Below are 14,525 nucleotides of genomic sequence, written 5' to 3'. Positions count from 1 at the left end.
CACCCAACCGGGTGTAATGGGGAGAATCTAGATAGTGACCGGTCAGGGGTCCACCGACCAAAGTCGGAATCGTCCGGACGACCACATGCTGGAACGGTCAGGACCGGAACGCACCTCAGGAAAAGGTGAGAACTATTTTTCCCCGGCCGTGTCCGGTCTCGATTTCCCGGTGCGCGGCCGCCGCCTCGGTGTACGGGTAGGCGCGGCGGACGTGGAACCGCAGATCGCCTTTCGCGTAGAGCGCGGCCAGCTCAGCGAGCCGGGCGGCCGACCGTCCGGACTTCGAGACGAGCACCCCGAGCTCCGCGGCTCGGCCGTGGTCGACGAGCGTGAGGATCCGTTTCCGGTCCTTCACCAGTTCGAGTGAGAGGTCAAGGGCCGCGCCGCCGGCGCCGTCGAGCACGGCGTCGATCCCCAGCGGCGCGACGCGTTCCTTCAGCCCTTCGCCGTAGACGACGGGCGTGGCGCCCAGCCCGCGCACGTAGTCCTGGTTGGCCTCGCTCGCGGTGCCGACCACGTCGGCGCCCGCGAGCTTCGCGAGCTGGACCGCGGCGGTGCCGACCGACCCGGCGGCGGCGTGGACGAGCAGCGTCTCGCCTTTCCGCAGGTTCAGCGCTTCCAACGCGATCGACGCGGTCTGCGTGCCCGCGGTGAACCCGCCGGCCACCTCCCACGGCATTTCCGGCGGCTTCGGCGTGACGTCGGTGGCGGGGACGACGATGTATTCGGCGGCGGCCTGCACGGCGGTGAAGCCGAGAACTTCGGTCCCGGCCTCGAGTTCGCCTTCGTCGACCACGCCGGCGAACTCGTTGCCGGGCACGCGCGGCCAGGTGAGGGCGAGACCGGGCGGCTCCCACCCGGCCCGCACGGCGGCGTCGTACGGCTGCACCCCGGCGGCCTTGACGCGGACGCGGACCTGCCCGGGCCCGGCGTGCGGCTCCGGCAGGTCGAGGACGCGGAGCACTTCGGGCCCGCCGAATTCGGTGAACGCTACGGCTTTCATGGCGTCAGCCTGATACTTCGAGTTACCTTGAAGTCAAGAGCGGCCCCGGAAACTGTCGGTGCCCCGCCGTACTGTGCGCGCATGACCGACATCCGGATCGCCCGCGCCGAACCCCGGCAGGCCGGCGCCCTGACCGCCCTGATGCACGCTTCCTCGGCGTACCAAGGTGATTACGCATCCATCCTCGAGGGCTACGAAGTCACGCCCGCGTACGTCGAAACGAACCCGACGTTCATCGCCACGGCGGCGGACAACATCGTCGGCTTCTCCGCGCTGCGGCAAGAGGAACTCGACCTGCTCTTCGTGGCCGACTCGGCGCAAGGCCTCGGCGTCGGCGCACGCCTCGTCACGCACCTGCTCGGCGAGGCGCGCGAGCGGGGGTTGAAGAGCGTCCGGGTCGTCTCGCACCCGCCCGCGCTGGAGTTCTACCTCCGCATGGGCGCGCGGCGCACCGGCACGATCCCGCCGAAACCCCCGAAGATCCGCTGGGAACGGCCGGAGCTCCGCTTCGACGTCCCTCAATGTTGACGGTTCGTCGAAAACGAGCAGAGATCAGCACCCCTGAGCCGCTGCTCCGCCGAGGTGCAGATCACCGCGAAGTGTCCTGACCCGCGAACCCACGGGTCAGGACAGAGCAGGCTCACATGTTGATCATGTGCCCCGCGAGGCCGTGGACGGCTTCCTTCACCGCTTCACCCAGGGTCGGGTGAGCGTGGACGTTCCGGGCCACCTCGTGCACCGTCAAATCCCACTGCTGGGCCAGCGTCAGCTCCGGCAGCAGCTCCGTGACGTCCGGGCCGATCAGGTGGCCGCCGATCAGCTCGCCGTGCTTGGCGTCGCTGATCAGCTTGACGAAGCCGCCCGCGTCGCCGAGGCCCTGGGCCTTGCCGTTGGCCGTGAAGGGGAACTTCGCGACCTGGACGTCGAAGCCCTTCTCGCGGGCCTGCTCCTCCGTCCAGCCGAAGCTCGCGATCTGGGGCTGGCAGTACGTCGCGCGCGGGATCATCGGGAAGTCGAGTTCCATCGTCTCCGCGCCCGCGATCGTCTCCGCCGCCACCACGCCCATCGACTCGGACGCGTGGGCCAGCATCAGCTTCGCCGTCACGTCGCCGATCGCGAAGATGTGCGGGACGTTCGTGCGGCCCCGCCCGTCGATCGCGATCGCGCCGCGCTCGGTCAGCGACACGCCCGTCTTCTCCAGGCCGTAGCCCTCGACCCGGGGCTGGAAACCGATGGCCTGCATGACCTTGTCCGCTTCGAGGACCTGCTGCCCGTTCTTCTCCGAAGACACCGTCACGCGCACCGACGCGCCCGAGTCGTCGATCGACTCGACGCGGGTCGAGGTCAGCACCTTGATCCCGAGCTTGCGGTAGCGGCGCGCCAGCTCCGCCGACACCTCGGCGTCCTCCAGCGGGACCATCCGGTCGAGGAACTCGACGATCGTGACGTCGACGCCGTAGTTGTGCAGCACGTAGGCGAACTCGACACCGATCGCGCCCGCGCCGGCGATGACGATGCTCGACGGCAGCTCGCTGGAGAGGATCTGCTCTTCGTAGGTGACCACGCGAGAACTGCGGGAGGTCCCCGGCAGCAGCCGCGTGGTCGCCCCGGTCGCGATGATGCAGTGGTCGAAGGTCACCTGCGAGCCGTTCACCTCGAGGGTGTGGTCGTCGACGAAGGTGCCGTGCCCGTCGATCTCGGTGATCTTGTTCTTCTTCATGAGGAAGTGCACGCCCTTGACGCGCCCGTCGGCGACCTTCCGGCTCCGCTCGTAGGCGGCCGTGTAGTCGACCTTGATCGGGCTGTCGGACGAGATGCCGAACGCCTTCGCCTCCTGCGTCACCACGTGCGCCAGCTCGGCGTTGCGCAGCAGCGCCTTCGACGGGATGCACCCGACGTTCAGGCAGACACCGCCCCAGTACTTCTCCTCGACCACCGCGGTGCTCAGCCCCAGCTGGGACGCGCGGATCGCCGCGACGTAGCCGCCGACCCCGGCCCCCAACACGACGACATCAAAGTGTTGTGCACTCATACGCCCGAAACTACCCCTTCGGGCAGGTCCGGGCGGGGTGACGCGGGCCTCAGGCGGCGACCGGGCGTTCCTCGCCGCGGATCGACTCCAGCAGCGACGTCACCGCGCCCATGATCCGGGCCGTCGCCTCCTCCAGCACCTCGCGGGTGAGCGGGCGGTCGCGCAGGTCGGACAGGTCGACCGGCGGTCCCGCCACCAGCTCCACCGTCTTGCGCGGCACCACGCGCGGGAACCGGGCCGTCGACGGCAGCAGGTGGTGGGTGCCCCAGTTGGCCACCGGGATCACCGGTGCGCCGGTCTCCAGGGCGGCGCGCACGATGCCGGTCTTGCCGCGCATCGGCCAGCCGGCCGGGTCCTTCGAGAACGTGCCTTCGGGGAAGACCGCGACGCACTCGCCGGCCCGCACCGAGGCGACCAGGTCGCGGTAGGCCTCCGCCGCCGTCGCCGCGCCGCGGTACACCGGGATGTGACGCCCCGAGCGCATCACGCGGCCCACCAGCGGCAGCTTCCACAGCGACGCCTTCGCCAGGTACCGCGGCACGCGGCCGGCGGCCAGGCAGAACGCCGTCAACGTCGTCGGGTCGGCGAACGACAGGTGGTTCGACGCCACCAGCACGCCCCCGGACTTGGGGATGTGGTGCGAGCCGCGCACGCGGAAGCGGGTCGTCTGGGCGAGGAACTGCCAGACCACCTCGATGGCGAAGCTGTACCAGGCGCCCCGGCCGGCGCGGGCGAAGCGCCGGCCGTAGGCGATCATCTGGCGTCGGGTGAGCAGCTCACCTTCGGTCTCCAGGGCGGTCCAGCGGTCCATGACTGTCATTCGTAGCCCACGACCGGCCGGATCGGCCCCCGCGCGCGCCGAACGCGGCGCAGATCACAGCCGCTCGAGCACCACCACGGGGATCTCGCGGTCGGTCTTCTTCGCGTACTCGTTGTAGTCCGGCCAGACGGCGGCGAGCTTCTCCCACAGCTTCGCGCGCTCCTCACCGGAGGCCGTGCGGGCGCGGGCCTTGAACTTGTCCGCCTTGACCTGCACGCCGACCTCGGGGTGCTCGACGAGGTTGAAGTACCAGCCGGGGTGGTTGGGCGCGCCGCCCTTGGAGGCCACGATCACCGGGTTGCCGTCGACCTCCTGGTAGATCAGGGCGAACTTGCGCTCCTGGCCGGTCTTGCGGCCCTTCGTGGTCAGCACCAGCGTCGGGACGCCTTCCTTCCACTCGTGGCCGACCTCGCCGTCGGTCTCCTCGTAGCGGCGGACGTGCTCGTCACCGAACAGCATGGGCGCTTCCTTTCGCGTTCTTCAGGGTGTGGCGGGCTCACCACATGACGGTTCCCCTGGGGAACAACAAACACGCCGCTGCGGATCTTCCCGGCACTTTTCACTCGTTCGGGGGACCGTCGCCGAGCAGCGGCTTCTCCGCCCGCCCCCTCCTCCCAGTAGATTGCACCGACCGAGCACACGGGTACGCCCGAGACCGATCTTGGAGGAGCCATGAAGGCCCGGCCGCACGTGACACTGGAAGACGTGGCACGCAGCGCGAACGTCTCGCTCGCGACGGCGTCGCGGGTGCTCAACGGCACCGCGTCCGTCCGCGCCGACCTGCGGGAGCGGGTTTCCGCCGCCGCGGCCGAACTGGCTTACGCCCCGAACGCGCACGCGCAGGCCCTGGCCGGCGGGACCCACCGCACGGTCGGCGTGATCTGCCACGACGTCAGCGACCCGTACTTCGCCGCGATCGCCGGCGGGGTGATGCGGGTGGCCACGGACAACGGGCTGCTCGTGATGCTGGCCGGCACGTTCCGCGACCCGGACCGCGAGGTCGCCTACGTCTCGACGCTGCGCGCCCAGCGGGCCGCCGCCATCCTGCTGATCGGTTCGGCGTTCGAAGACCGGGCGTGGGAACGGGCGATGGCCGCCGAACTGGAGCCCTACCGGCGTGGCGGCGGGCAGGTCGCGGCGGTCAGCCGCCACCGCGGGCTCAAGATCGACACCGTCCAGCCGGACAACAAGGGCGGCGCCGCGGAGCTGGCCAAGGCGCTGGTCGGCCTCGGGCACAAGCGGTTCGCGGTGCTCGCCGGGCCGCGGCGGCTGAGCACCGTGATCGACCGGCTGGCCGGTTTCTCCGGTGAGCTCGCCGCGCACGGCATCGAGCTCCGCGAGGAGGACGTCGTCGAGGCCGCCTTCACCCGCGACGGCGGCTACGACGCGACGAAGCGGCTGCTCGCCGGCCGCAAGCGCAAGCTGCCGACCTGCGTCTTCGCCGTCACCGACGTGATGGCGATCGGCGCGCTGACGGCGTTGCGCGAGGAGGGCCTGTCCGTCCCCGGCGACATCTCGGTGGCCGGCTTCGACGACATCCCGGTGGTCCGCGACCTCGCCCCGGCGCTGACCACCGTGCGGCTGCCGCTGGAAGAGCTGGGCGAGCGGGCGATGGACCTGGCGATCAAGGGGTCCGGCGGCACCCGGCCGCGGACGATCCGGCTCTCCGGCGAGGTCGTCCTGCGCGAAAGCACCGCGCGTCCCAAGCGCTGACCGGACGGGCCTTGTCGTGCTCCCGCGCAGGCCCTACCGTGGTTGGAGAAAGCGCTTTCTTACTCGCTCGGAGGTTCCCGATGCTCGTGCTCCCGGTTCCCGGCGGCGGGCTCCTGGACTGGTCACCGTCCGGCCCGCCGCTCCCCGAGCCGCCGGGGACGCCGCCGGCGTCGAGGATCGCCTACGCCGCCGCGCACGTCGTGGCGGACGCCTTGGCCGACGAGCCCTACGCGGTGGACTGGGACGCGACGCTGGCCTTCCGCGAGCACCTGTGGTCGACCGGTCTCGGCGTCGCGGAGGCGATGGACACCGCGCAGCGCGGGATGGGCCTCGACTGGGCCACGACGCAGGAGCTCGTCGCCCGCACCGGCGCGATCGCGGCCGGACGGCGCTGGGTCGCCGGGGTCGGCACCGACCAGCTGCCGCCGGGCCCGGCCACCGTGTCGTCCATTGTGGACGCCTGGCGGGAGCAGCTCGACCTGGTCTCCGGTGCGGGCGCGGTCCCGGTCGTCATGGCCAGCCGGGCGCTGGCCGCGGCCGCCACCAGCCCGGACGACTACCACGCGGCCTACGGGAAGCTGCTGTCCGGGACGAGCGGGCCCGTCCTGCTGCACTGGCTGGGCGAGCAGTTCGACCCGGCGCTGGCCGGCTACTGGGGCCACCACGACGTCCGCGCCGCGGCCCGGGAACTGACGACGCTCTGCGCCGAGCACGCCGGCACCGTGGCGGGGGTCAAGATCTCGGTGCTCGACGCCGAGGTGGAGACCGGGTTCCGGCGGGCGCTGCCGGACGGCGTCGCGTGCTACACCGGCGACGACTTCCACTACCCCGAGCTGATCGCCGGTGACGGCGAAGGCCACAGCGAAGCGCTGCTCGGCATCTTCGACCCGATCGCCCCGGTCGCCGCGGCGGGGCTGCGTCGTCTGGACGACGGCGACCGCGCCGGGTTCCGCGCCCTGCTCGACCCGACCGTGCCGCTGGCCCGCGAAATCTTCCGCGCCCCGACCCGGCACTACAAGACCGGCGTCGTCTTCCTCGCCCACCTCAACGGGCACCAGGACCACTTCCGGATGATCGCCGGCCAGGAGTCCGCGCGCACGATCACCCACCTCGCCACGCTGCTGCGGCTGGCCGACGAGGCCGGCGTGCTCGCCGACCCCGACCTGGCCGTGGCCCGGATGCGGCCGCTGCTGCAGGTCGCGGGGGTGGCGTGATGGACCCCCGGCTGAGCCTCAACCAGATCACCACCAAGGCCTGGTCGCTGCCCGAAGCGGTGGCCGGCTGTGCGGCGGCGGGCGTCGGCTGGATCGGCCTGTGGCGCGACAAGGTCGCGGAAACCGGCGTCGACGAGGCCGCGCGCCTGCTCAAGGAGCACGGTGTCCGGGTTTCGTCGCTGTGCCGCGGCGGGTTCTTCACCGGCGTGACGCCGGAAGGGTCCCCTGTGGACGGTGTCGCGCAGACCCGGGAGGCGATCGACGAAGCCGCCGCGCTCGGCGCCGGCGTCCTCGTGCTGGTCGTCGGCGGGATCGCGGGCAACGACCTCGCCGCGTCCCGGCAGCGGGTCGCGGACGCCGTGGGCGAGCTCGCGCCGTACGCCGGGGAGCGCGGGGTGCGGCTCGGGCTGGAGCCGCTGCACCCGATGCAGTGCGCGGACCGGTCCGTGCTGTCCACTGTGGACCAGGCGCTGGCGATCGCGGCGGAGCACCCGGCCGAGCAGGTCGGGGTGATCGTCGACGAGTTCCACGTCTGGTGGGACCCGCGGATCGAGGAGTCGATCGCGGCGGCCGCCGGCCGGATCGCCGGGTTCCACGTGTGCGACGTCCTCGTGCCGCTGCCCGACCCCCTGCTGGGCCGCGCGCTGCCCGGCGACGGCCCGATCGACCACCGCCACCTGCGGGCCCGCGTCGAGGCCGCCGGCTACACCGGCCCGATCGAGGTCGAGGTGTTCAACGCCGGCCTGTGGGCGCGGCCGGGTGCGGAGGTGCTCGCCGAGACCGTCGCGGCGTTCGAGCGGTACGTGGCCTGAGGGTCGGCCCGCCGATACGCTGGGCCGGTGTGGCGGACGGGGGGACGCACGGTGAAGGCGGACGAGCACCACGACGACGGGACGGTCCGGAGCGTGCTGCGCGCCTTCGACCTGCTCGCCCACTTCACCGAACAGCGCCGGACCTGGGCGGTCAAGGACCTCACCGCGGCCAGCGGTCTCGCGAAGACGACGGTGCTGCGGCTGGTCGCCACCTGCGAGCAGCGCGGCCTGCTCTGGACGCGCCCGGACGGGCAGGTGACCGTCGGGCCCGGCATGCTCCGCTGGGCGCAGCTGGCGAACACGGCGTGGCAGCTGCCCGAGCCGGTCCGCCAGGTGCTGCGCGAGCTGGCGGCCGAGTGCGGCGAGACGGTCAACCTGTACGTGCGCAGCACCGCCGTGCTGGTCTGCGTGGCCCAGCAGGAGGGCCCGCGGGCCATCCGGCACGTCGGCCGCGTCGGCGACGAGCTGCCGCCCGGGTGCGGAGCCGCCGGGCAGGTGCTCGCCGGCGAGGCCGAGGGCCCCGCGGTCAGTCACGGCGAGCCGGAGGCGGGCGCGTCCAGCGTGGCCGCGCCGGTGCACGACGGGGACGGCCGGGTCCTGGCCGCCCTCACCCTCACGGGACCGTCCAGCCGATTCGGCGAGCCGCAGGTCGCCGCGCTCGCCGACAGCGTCACCGCGGCCGCACGACGCATTTCGCGGATCGGGTTCGGCACGAGACCGGAATAGGGAGCGGCCGGCCCGGATCGATATGGCTTCCGCCACGCTGCTCCCCGCGGTTCGTTGGTTAGGCTTCCGGCATGCCGAACCTGCTGGTGGTGGAAGACGACGCGGCGATCGGCAGCGTGCTCGAATCGACCCTGCGACTGCACGGTTACCAGGTGTGCTGGCGGCGCGACGGCCGCACGGCGCAGCAGGCCGCCGAAACCGGCGAATTCGACCTCGTGCTGCTCGATCTCGGCCTGCCCGACCTGGACGGCGTCGAGGTCTGCCGCCGCCTGCGGACCGCCCTGCCCGCCGCGGTGCTGGTGATCCTCACGGCCCGGCAGGAGGAGATGGACGTCGTCGTCGGCCTCGACGCCGGCGCCGACGACTACCTCACCAAGCCGATCCGGCTGGGCGAGCTGCTGGCCAGGGTGCGGGCGCACCTGCGCCGCGGCGCCCCGGCCGGGGCCCGGCCCCCGGTGACCATCGGCGGGCTGACCGTCGACATCGCCGGGCGCCGCGCCAGCCTGCACGGGCGCGAGGTGGTGCTGCGGGCCAAGGAGTTCGACCTGCTGGCCCGGCTCGCCGAGCAGCCGGGCGTCGCCGTCAGCCGCGAGACCCTGATGTCCGAGGTCTGGGACGCGCACTGGTACGGCTCGACGAAGACGCTGGACGTGCACATCGCCGCCGTGCGCCGCAAGCTCTCCGCGGCCGCCGGACCCGACGCCGAGGTGCCCCGGATCGCCACCCTGCGCGGGCACGGCTACCGGCTCGAGGATCCGGCCCGGACCGCGGCCGAAGGGTAGCCGTGCGCCGCCGGATCACCTCGCTGACGGTGCTCGCCGCGCTGGTCGCGACCCTGCTCTTCGCCCTGCCGCTGGGCTTCGCGGTGTGGCAGTACTACCACGACGACACCAAGGGCGACCTGGAGCGGGCCGCGGACGCCACCGCGCTCGCCGTGGCGGAGGACCTGAACGCCGGGCGTCGGCCCGCCGTGCCCCCGCTCGACGAGGAGGACGACGAAACCGGGGGCGAGGTCGGGGTCTACGCCGCGGACGGGCGGCTGCTCGCCGGGCACGGGCCCGCCGTCGGCGGCACGGTCGAGCGGCAGGCGGCGAAGGCCACGGTGGACGTCGTCATCGGCCGCGAAGGCGACGAAATGGTGCTGGCGGTGCCGGTGGTCAGCGGCTCCCGGGTGACCGGCGTGGTCCGTGCCGCGCTGCCGCTGTCCCAGCTGCGGCTGCGGATCGTGCTGACCTGGGTGGGCATGGCCGGGCTGGCGGTCGCGACGACGGGGATGAGCTGGCTGATGGCCCGGCGGTTCACCACGCGGCTGGTCCGGCCCCTGGAGGAGCTGGCCGCCGCGGCCGAGCGGCTCGGCGACGGCGACTTCACCGCCCGGTCGCCGCGCGCGGGCATCGCCGAGATCGACCAGGTCGGCGTGGCGCTGGACACCACGGCCGCCCGGATCGGCGAGACGCTGGAACGCGAGCGCGCGTTCTCCGCGGAGGCGTCGCACCAGCTGCGGACCCCGCTGACCGGGCTGCGCCTGCAGCTCGAAGCCGCGTTGCACACGCCCGGCGCGGACCCGCGCGAGGCGATCCGAGCCGGGATCGCGTCCGCCGACCGCCTGGAACGCACCATCGAGGACCTCCTGGCCCTCGGCCGGGAACGCCGGGCACCGCGCGCCGAGCTCGACCTCGACGCCCTCCTCGACGAGCTCCGGCAGTCCGGCGAGGCCCTGCTGGAGCCGCGCGGGCGGGCGCTGCGGATCGTCCGGGAGGACCCGCCGCCGGCGCGGGTGGCGGCCGCGGCGGTCCGGCAGGTGCTCGGCGTGCTGCTGGACAACGCGGTGACGCACGGGCGGGGCACGGTCACCGTGACCGCCCGCGACGCCGGTGACGCGCTCGCCATCGACGTCGCCGACGAAGGCCCCGACCTCGGCGAGACCGACCCGTTCGCGGCCACGACCGGCGGCCACGGGATCGGCCTGCCGCTGGCGCGCAGCCTGGCCGAAGCCGAGGGCGGCCGGCTGCGGCTGAGCCGCCCGGCCCCGCCGACGTTCACGCTCCTCCTCCCGGCCGACGACCCGGCCACCCCGGCGTGACCGGGCAGGCATCACCCGTGCTCGGCGAGGCATCACCCGTGTCTGGAGGGGTATCACGCGTGTCTGGAGGGGCATCGGGGTGATGCCCCGGGAATCACGCGTGATGCCCCGCTGGACACGCGTGATGCCCTTTCCGGTCCTGGAACGATTCGCCACGATCCGTGCGCGTTGTGCAATGAATCACCTGTGATTCATCTGTACGCGCAATGTTCTCCTGTTTTGCGGGTCAGAGACGGCCGATACCGTCGTCGGCATGAATCTGCGAGCCGCGACGGGGCGGCGGAAACCGGTCGCCGACCTGGTCGCCGAAAGTGATCATGGCACGTTGAAGCGGTCGCTCGGGCTCGGGCAGCTCACGATGCTGAGCATCGGGGCGACGCTGGGCAGCGGCATCTTCGTCGTGCTCGGCGAAGCCGTGCCGGTGGCCGGCCCCGCCGTGGTGCTTTCGTTCGTGCTCGCCGGGATCACCGCGCTGTTCTCGGCGCTGTCCTACGCCGAGCTCGCCGGCATGATCCCGCTGTCCGGTTCGTCGTACTCCTACGCGTACGCCACGCTCGGCGAGCTGGTCGCCTGGGTCTGCGGCTGGTGCCTGGTGCTCGAATACGGCGTCTCGGTGGCGTCGGTGGCCGTCGGCTGGGGCCAGTACCTCAACGAGCTGCTGCGGCTGGCCTTCGGCTTCGCGATCCCGGACGCGCTGAGCCGGCCGCCGGGCTCGGGCGGGATCGTCAACGTGCCCGCCATGGTCGTCGTGGTCCTCGCGATGCTCCTGCTGCTCTCCGGCGCGAAGGAAAGCGCGCGGGCCAACGCGGTCATGGTCGTGATCAAGATCGGCACGCTGGTGCTGTTCTGCGCGATCGCGTTCAGCGCCGTGCGGGCGCGGAACTTCACGCCGTTCCTGCCGCTCGGCCTGGCCGGGATGAGCGCCGGGGCCGCCAAGCTGTTCTTCTCCTACATCGGGTTCGACGCCGCGTCGACCGCGGGCGAGGAGGCGAAGAACCCGCAGCGCGACCTGCCGCGGGCGATCCTGCTCTCGCTCGGCATCGTGACCGTGCTGTACTGCCTGGTCGCCGTGGCCGCGGTCGGCGCGCTGCCGTGGCAGGAGTTCGACGGCCAGGAAGCCGCGCTCTCGCACGTGCTCGGGGTCGTGTCCGGCAACCCGTTCTGGGCCGCGCTGCTCGCGGTGGGTGCGATCGTGGCGATCTCCAGCGTCGTGCTGACCGTCCTCTACGGACAGACACGCATCCTGTTCTCGATGTCCCGCGACGGCCTCGTCCCGGCGTCCCTGTCCAAAGTGGACGCCAAGTCGGGTACGCCGCGGATCAACACCCTCGTCGTGTCCGGCTTCGTCGCCGCACTGGCCGCGTTCATCCCGCTGGGGAAGCTGGCCGACGCCACCAGCATCGGGACGCTGTTCGCGTTCGGCCTGGTCAACGTCGCCGTCCTGCTGCTGCGCAAGCGCCAGCCCGAGCGGCCGCGCTCGTTCCGCGTCCCGCTCGCGCCCGTGACGCCGATCCTGGGCGTGCTCTGCTGCGCGTACATGATGCTCAGCCTCGACGGCGCCACCTGGGTCGTCTTCGGCGGCTGGATGGCGCTCGGCCTGCTGATCTACTTCGGCTACGGCATCCGGCGATCCAGGCTGGCGAGAGCGTGAAGGTCGCGATCCACCAGGGGCCGTACGCCGAGCTGCCGGACGCGGTCGCGGAGTCCGGCGCCGACCTCGTCGTCACGGCGGAGCTGATCACCACCGGCTACCACATCGGCGCCCGCACGCACGAACTCGCCGAACCCGCCGACGGTCTCACCGCCGCGCGGATGTCCGCGCTGGCCAGGAAAACCGGCGTCGCGCTGGCGTACGGCTACCCGGAATCCGACGGCGAGCACGTCCACAACAGCGTCCAGCTGATCGACTCCGCCGGGCGGCGGCTGGCGAACTACCGCAAGACGCACCTGTTCGGCGACCTCGACAAGGCGTGGTTCACGCCCGGTGACGAGGCCGTCGTCCAGGCCGACCTCGGCGGCGTCCGGGTCGGGCTGCTGATCTGCTACGACGTCGAGTTCCCGGAGCTGGTCCGCGCGCACGCGCTGGCCGGCACCGAGCTGCTCGTCGTGCCGACCGCGCTGATGAGCCCCTACGAGCTGGTCGCCGACACGCTGGTGCCGGCGCGGGCCTACGAAAGCCAGCTGTTCGTCGCCTACGCCAACCGCTGCGACACCGAACAGGAGCTGACCTACTGCGGGCGCTCCTGCGTGGTCGCACCGACCGGCGAAGTCCTGGCACGGGCGGGTGCCGGGCCCGACCTGATCACCGCCGACGTCGAGCGGGCCGCCCTGTTCGCGTCCCGCCTGGAAAACACCCACCTGGCCGACCGACGGCCCGAACTGTACCGGGGAACCACCGCATGACCTCCGCCGTCCCGACCGCGATCCACCACGACGAACCGGCGGGCCGCCCGATCACGATGTTCGGCCCCGACTTCCCGTTCGCCTACGACGACTACCTCGCCCACCCCGCCGGTCTGGGCTCGGTGCCCGCCCACCGGCACGGCACCGAGGTGGCGGTGATCGGCGGCGGCCTCTCCGGCATCGTCACCGCGTACGAGCTGATGAAGCTGGGCCTGCGGCCGGTGGTGTACGAGATCGCCGAGATCGGCGGCCGCCTGCGCAGCGTGCGGTTCCCGGGCTGCCCGGACGACGTCGTCGCCGAGATGGGCGCGATGCGCTTCCCGCCCGCGTCGACCGCGCTGTTCCACTACATCGACAAGGTCGGCCTCGAGACCACGCCGTTCCCGAACCCGCTGGCGGCCGGAACGCCCAGCACCGTCGTCGACCTCAAGGGACAGAGCCACTACGCGCGCACGCCGGAGGACCTGCCCGCCGTCTTCGGCGACGTCGCCGCGGCCTGGGACCGCACCCTCGCCGAGCACGCCGCCTTCGCCGAGATGCAGACGGCGATCCGCGACCGCGACGCGAAGACGGTCAAGCGGCTGTGGAACGACCTCGTGCCGCGGCTGGACAACCAGACGTTCTACGGCTTCCTCTGCGACTCCCCCGCGTTCGCCTCCTTCCGCCACCGCGAGATCTTCGGCCAGGTCGGCTTCGGCACGGGCGGCTGGGACACCGACTTCCCGAACTCCATCCTCGAGATCCTGCGCGTCGTCTACACCGGCGCCGACGACGAGCACCGCAGCATCGTCGGCGGCAGCCGGCAGCTGCCGCTACGACTGTGGGAGCACGCGCCGGGGGAAATCGCTTTCTGGCCCGCGGGCACCAGCCTCAGCTCGCTGCACGGCGGACGGCCGCACCCCGGCGTCGCCCGGCTGCACCGCACCGCGCCGAACAAAGTCACGGTGACCGGCACCGACGGCCACATCAGGACCTTCCCGGCGGCGGTGTTCACGGCGCAGAGCTGGCTGCTGCTGTCCAAGATCGAATGCGACGCCGCGCTCTTCCCGATCGACCACTGGACGGCGATCGAGCGGACGCACTACATGGCGTCGTCGAAGGTGTTCGTGCCGGTCGACCGGCCCTTCTGGCTCGACCGCGACCCGGTGACCGGCCGCGACACGATGAGCATGACGCTCACCGACCGGATGCCGCGCGGCACCTACCTGCTCGGCGACGACCCCGCGAAGCCCGCGGTCATCTGCCTGTCCTACACGTGGGCCGACGACTCGCTGAAGTGGCTGCCGCTCTCGGTGACCGAGCGCGTCGAGGTGATGCTGCAGTCGCTGCGCGAGATCTACCCCGGCGTCGACGTCCGCCGGCACATCACCGGCGACCCGGTGACCGTTTCGTGGGAGGCGGAGCCGCACTTCATGGGCGCGTTCAAGGCCAACCTGCCCGGGCACTACCGCTACCAGCACCGGCTCTTCACGCACTTCATGCAGGACGAGCTGCCGGAGCGCTACCGCGGCCTCTTCCTCGCGGGCGACGACGTCTCGTGGACGGCGGGCTGGGCCGAAGGGGCGGTGCAGACGGCGCTCAACGCGGTGTGGGGCGTGCTGCACCACTTCGGCGGCGTAACCGATCCGGCGAATCCGGGCCCCGGAGACGGCTTCGAGGACATCGCGCCGATCACTCTGCCGGACTGACCGTGCCCCGATCGTGGCAAGGCATCCGACA

General features: G+C 72.2%; 14 protein-coding genes. 10 read left to right on the top strand and 4 right to left on the bottom strand.

Annotated features, from left to right (window positions below):
* Window positions 1–115 precede the first annotated feature (115 nt).
* Complete coding sequence (locus tag ACH54P_RS41675; protein WP_489908807.1) at window positions 116–1,003, bottom strand: NADP-dependent oxidoreductase; 888 nt, start codon at window positions 1,001–1,003, stop codon at window positions 116–118.
* Between the two features lie 81 nt (window positions 1,004–1,084).
* On the opposite strand from ACH54P_RS41675, the gene ACH54P_RS41670 reads away from it, so the two are divergent.
* Entirely contained in the window at window positions 1,085–1,531 is a 447-nt protein-coding gene (locus tag ACH54P_RS41670; RefSeq protein WP_489908806.1) for a GNAT family N-acetyltransferase, read from the top strand.
* Window positions 1,532–1,643: 112 nt separating this feature from the next.
* On the opposite strand, the gene lpdA is transcribed toward ACH54P_RS41670, so the two are convergent.
* The 3 genes from lpdA to ACH54P_RS41655 form a co-directional block, all read right to left on the bottom strand.
* Entirely contained in the window at window positions 1,644–3,035 is a 1,392-nt protein-coding gene (lpdA, locus tag ACH54P_RS41665) for a dihydrolipoyl dehydrogenase (RefSeq protein ID WP_489908805.1), read from the bottom strand.
* 49 nt (window positions 3,036–3,084) lie between these two features.
* Entirely contained in the window at window positions 3,085–3,846 is a 762-nt protein-coding gene (locus tag ACH54P_RS41660) for a lysophospholipid acyltransferase family protein (RefSeq protein ID WP_489908804.1), read from the bottom strand.
* Window positions 3,847–3,909: 63 nt separating this feature from the next.
* Window positions 3,910–4,314, bottom strand: coding sequence for a nitroreductase family deazaflavin-dependent oxidoreductase (locus ACH54P_RS41655; RefSeq protein WP_489908803.1), 405 nt, complete (start codon window positions 4,312–4,314; stop codon window positions 3,910–3,912).
* Between the two features lie 213 nt (window positions 4,315–4,527).
* Here ACH54P_RS41655 and ACH54P_RS41650 point away from each other — a divergent pair, with 213 nt between their 5' ends.
* The 9 genes from ACH54P_RS41650 (at window position 4,528) to ACH54P_RS41610 (ending at window position 14,494) form a co-directional block, all read left to right on the top strand.
* The gene (locus tag ACH54P_RS41650; protein WP_489908802.1) at window positions 4,528–5,568 is read left to right on the top strand and encodes a LacI family DNA-binding transcriptional regulator; all 1,041 of its coding nucleotides are present in this window, start codon (window positions 4,528–4,530) and stop codon (window positions 5,566–5,568) included.
* Window positions 5,569–5,648: 80 nt separating this feature from the next.
* Window positions 5,649–6,782, top strand: a complete 1,134-nt coding sequence (locus ACH54P_RS41645; protein WP_489908801.1) for a dihydrodipicolinate synthase family protein — start codon at window positions 5,649–5,651, stop codon at window positions 6,780–6,782.
* The gene (locus tag ACH54P_RS41640) at window positions 6,782–7,594 is read left to right on the top strand and encodes a sugar phosphate isomerase/epimerase family protein (protein ID WP_489908800.1); all 813 of its coding nucleotides are present in this window, start codon (window positions 6,782–6,784) and stop codon (window positions 7,592–7,594) included. Before ACH54P_RS41645 ends, ACH54P_RS41640 begins: the two co-directional genes overlap by 1 nt.
* A 27-nt stretch (window positions 7,595–7,621) precedes the next feature.
* Window positions 7,622–8,320 carry an IclR family transcriptional regulator gene (locus ACH54P_RS41635; protein WP_489908799.1) on the top strand — a complete coding sequence of 233 codons (699 nt, stop codon included), beginning with the start codon at window positions 7,622–7,624 and terminating at the stop codon, window positions 8,318–8,320.
* Window positions 8,321–8,391: 71 nt separating this feature from the next.
* Entirely contained in the window at window positions 8,392–9,102 is a 711-nt protein-coding gene (locus ACH54P_RS41630; protein ID WP_489908798.1) for a response regulator transcription factor, read from the top strand.
* A 2-nt stretch (window positions 9,103–9,104) separates the two neighbouring features.
* Complete coding sequence (locus tag ACH54P_RS41625; protein ID WP_489908797.1) at window positions 9,105–10,403, top strand: sensor histidine kinase; 1,299 nt, start codon at window positions 9,105–9,107, stop codon at window positions 10,401–10,403.
* Window positions 10,404–10,656: 253 nt separating this feature from the next.
* The gene (locus ACH54P_RS41620; RefSeq protein WP_489908796.1) at window positions 10,657–12,054 is read left to right on the top strand and encodes an amino acid permease; all 1,398 of its coding nucleotides are present in this window, start codon (window positions 10,657–10,659) and stop codon (window positions 12,052–12,054) included.
* A complete protein-coding gene (locus tag ACH54P_RS41615) occupies window positions 12,051–12,806 on the top strand; it encodes a carbon-nitrogen hydrolase family protein (protein WP_489908795.1) in 756 nt (251 codons plus the stop codon). Before ACH54P_RS41620 ends, ACH54P_RS41615 begins: the two co-directional genes overlap by 4 nt.
* Entirely contained in the window at window positions 12,803–14,494 is a 1,692-nt protein-coding gene (locus ACH54P_RS41610; protein WP_489908794.1) for a flavin monoamine oxidase family protein, read from the top strand. Before ACH54P_RS41615 ends, ACH54P_RS41610 begins: the two co-directional genes overlap by 4 nt.
* The last annotated feature ends 31 nt before the right edge of the window (window positions 14,495–14,525 follow it).

This window comes from Amycolatopsis sp. N2S4-7 (assembly GCF_058119595.1).
Note: the sequence above shows the minus strand (reverse complement) of the source record. Positions and strands in the feature narration are given on the sequence as shown.

Bases quoted from the DNA above. Each gene is read 5' to 3' on its own strand.
- ACH54P_RS41620 (WP_489908796.1), top strand. From the start codon at position 10,657: ATGAATCTGCGAGCCGCGACGGGGCGGCGGAAACCGGTCGCCGACCTG.
- ACH54P_RS41655 (WP_489908803.1), bottom strand. From the start codon at position 4,314: ATGCTGTTCGGTGACGAGCACGTCCGCCGCTACGAGGAGACCGACGGC.
- ACH54P_RS41670 (WP_489908806.1), top strand. From the start codon at position 1,085: ATGACCGACATCCGGATCGCCCGCGCCGAACCCCGGCAGGCCGGCGCC.
- ACH54P_RS41645 (WP_489908801.1), top strand. From the start codon at position 5,649: ATGCTCGTGCTCCCGGTTCCCGGCGGCGGGCTCCTGGACTGGTCACCG.
- lpdA (WP_489908805.1), bottom strand. From the start codon at position 3,035: ATGAGTGCACAACACTTTGATGTCGTCGTGTTGGGGGCCGGGGTCGGC.
- ACH54P_RS41675 (WP_489908807.1), bottom strand. From the start codon at position 1,003: ATGAAAGCCGTAGCGTTCACCGAATTCGGCGGGCCCGAAGTGCTCCGC.
- ACH54P_RS41650 (WP_489908802.1), top strand. From the start codon at position 4,528: ATGAAGGCCCGGCCGCACGTGACACTGGAAGACGTGGCACGCAGCGCG.
- ACH54P_RS41630 (WP_489908798.1), top strand. From the start codon at position 8,392: ATGCCGAACCTGCTGGTGGTGGAAGACGACGCGGCGATCGGCAGCGTG.
- ACH54P_RS41610 (WP_489908794.1), top strand. From the start codon at position 12,803: ATGACCTCCGCCGTCCCGACCGCGATCCACCACGACGAACCGGCGGGC.
- ACH54P_RS41660 (WP_489908804.1), bottom strand. From the start codon at position 3,846: ATGGACCGCTGGACCGCCCTGGAGACCGAAGGTGAGCTGCTCACCCGA.
- ACH54P_RS41640 (WP_489908800.1), top strand. From the start codon at position 6,782: ATGGACCCCCGGCTGAGCCTCAACCAGATCACCACCAAGGCCTGGTCG.